Consider the following 2,152-nt stretch of genomic DNA (forward strand, 5'->3'; position numbering starts at 1 on the left):
CTATTAGCTTTGATTGGTTTAGCAGGTAAATCTACTCCTCCTGCTGCTTTGGGAAAGCGTCAGTAGGGGAGTGGCTCACAGGGATTATGGCACGGATATACGGATGTGGAAGGCAGTGGGGAGTGGCTCACAGGGATTATGGCACGGATATACGGATGTGGAAGGGAGTGGGGGAGTGGCTCACAGGGATTATGGCACGGATATACGGATGTGGAATTTATTGATGAACAGGAAAATTAATTCATTTTTTCTCCTTTAAAGGAGAGGCTTTAAACCTTAATTCTTCGGTAAGTAGCACGATTTTTTGTATTTCATATAAGATGTGTGAAGCAGTATTCTAAATAAGTCTAGAAAATATGGCTCTCACTACGAAAGTATTGAAACTATAAAAATCTCAAAGCTTAAACTTTTTTTACTGCATAAATTAAAATATTGATATCTAATTTTTTTCATTAATTTTTTATCTATTTAAAATATTATTAAAAACAAAAATAACCTTCAATGACATCATTTTTATCTTTTTATTTTTGCTTGAATACCCAGCCGTACACACGATATTTACAATTAGTTAATTAGTTAGGGTTATGATCTACGAAGTTGCAGGTCGTTGACTATCTCCATCCACTTTTTCCTTTTCATTTATTCCTTCTTCCTTCTTCCTTCTTACTTCTTCCTTCTTCCTTCTTCCTTCTTCCTTCTTTCTTCTTCAATCCCAAACTTTTAACCTCCAAATAACTTTGGAATAATTTAATCTTTATAACCTCCTAGAAACAGAAAAACTATGGTATTATACTAACTTCATTAACCAAATCTAGAGTACAACTACCGATGGCTAAAAGCGAAACCAGGAATGAAGCAGAAGTTCGTTCACAAAGAGTTGATGAATTACGCTCCTTGGGAATAGACCCCTATCCTAGTAAAGCAGTAGAGCGATCGCACACTGCTCAACAAGTTATAGACCTATTTTCCCCTCCAGCAAAAGAATTAGAAGCAGGGGAAGCAGACCCCAATGAAAAATTATTAAAAGTTTGCGGTCGTATTACTTCTAAGCGCGATAGTGGTAGTATTGGTTTTATTAAACTAACAGATGAAAGTGGAAAAATTCAACTTAAAATTGAAAAAAAATTAGTTAAGGGAGACCCTGGTTTAGGCTTTAAACAAATACAAAAACTTTTGGATGTAGGAGACTTTATTAGTGCGGAAGGAATTGGTTGTCGTACTAACCGAGGTGAGTTATCAATTCAGGTAAATAAACTTGAGCTTATTTCCAAAGCTATTATTCCATTTCCTGACTCTTATTATGGTGTAAATGACCCCGAAATTTGTCGTCGTCATCGAGAAATGGATTTAGCTGGAAATGCTGAATCTTTACAGCGTTTTAGAATGCGGAGTAAAATTTTACAAAGTATTCGTACATATCTTTGGGATGCTGGATTTTATGAAATAGAAACACCAGTTTTACAAGCAATTTATGGAGGTGCTGCTGCTCGACCTTTTACCACTCATCATAATGCTTTAGATGTTGATTTATATCTACGAATTGCTACAGAATTATTTTTAAAACGGGCAATTTGTGGTGGTTTTGAACGGGTATTTGAATTAGGTAGAGTATTTAGAAATGAAGGGATAGATAGTACCCATAATCCTGAATTTACTTCCCTAGAAGTTTATCAAGCTTATGCAGATTATTTTGAAATTTTGGGTTTGGTAGAAGATGTTATTTGTTATTGTATGACTAATGTTTTAGGAGATATAAAAGAGATAGAATATCAAGGACAAACTATTAATTTAGAACGTCAATATGACCATAGTCAAAAATATCCTAATTTCACTGGCAAACATTGGCAAGTTAAAACAATGGTAGAAGCAGTTAAGGATGAAACAGGATTAGATTTTGATAACTTAGAATTGCCAGAAGCTCTTAAAGCTGTAGAAAAATTAAACCTCAAATTATCCAAGTTAGAAACGCAAAGTTTGGGTTATCTTTTATATGCTGTTTTCGACCAAAAAGTAGAATCTACTTTAATTCAACCTACTTTTGTAATTGATTTTCCAGTTGAAGTCAGTCCGTTAGCAAAAAGACATCATAGCAAACCCGGTTTTGTGGAAAGATTCGAGTTATTTATTCATGGTACAGAATATTCCAATGGTT

Annotated in this window: 1 protein-coding gene; it reads left to right on the forward strand. The window is 34.4% G+C overall.

Translation table 11 applies throughout. The annotated features are described in order from the left end of the window. Positions 1 to 828 precede the first annotated feature (828 nt). Positions 829 to 2,152 (forward strand): lysine--tRNA ligase (lysS, locus tag AC3DU7_RS32035; RefSeq protein WP_488043264.1); only part of this gene is annotated, 1,324 nt, incomplete at its 3' end.

Source organism: Okeania sp. (genome assembly GCF_983059655.1).